General features: G+C 35.1%; 1 pseudogene. It reads right to left on the reverse strand.

The features are described 5' to 3' along the window. Positions 1-537: pseudogene (locus VQ048_RS12390) on the reverse strand (hypothetical protein); the annotation flags it as partial. Positions 538-653: the final 116 nt, after the last annotated feature.

Below are 653 nucleotides of genomic sequence, written 5' to 3' on the forward strand. Positions count from 1 at the left end.
AGCATTACTAACCAAAATTTTTCCAATAGTTAAATAATGATTACCTAGACTGAAAGATTGTTGTAACTCTTTTTCATCAATAAGTAATAATGAATATTGTGGTTGTGTATATGGATATCTAGGAGGCATTTCTTCTGGGTCTGGTTCTCCACACGGAATACGCTCGTATGGGTTTACTGATATGCAAGCCATTAAAGTCGCCTCTTCTCCTTCTTTTAACTCTTTTACCACCTCCGGATATGCAATGGATACCTTTAACGATTGGGAGGCTTCATCTATACATATTCTTGTTCCATTGGGAGTTATGGCTTGACATTGCTCTACTTTCACCCGCAAAAGTTTATGGCTATCAATCACTAAATTCATCTTCAATGAGTTAGACATCGGAAGAAGTCCGTAATTTATCATTGAGGTATGAACCCCTGTACTATCTATAACACTTTCATTGATAAAGTCTTGCATCTCAACAAAATGAGATTTGTTAATTTTCATCCCATCTGTCCAATGCACAGGATAATGTTTTATGCTATTGTTCATAATTCAATCTCTTTTAAAAGTTATTTACTCTATCGTTGTCTTTCTCTTTGTTGTATTCAAAATCGGCATCTTCGTCGTTTGAAGTCAAAGCATTCTTTTCATCAACCATATGTTCC

It is taken from the genome of Bergeyella anatis, from assembly GCF_036016955.1.
Taxonomy (GTDB): Bacteria; Bacteroidota; Bacteroidia; order Flavobacteriales; family Weeksellaceae; genus JAYWXI01.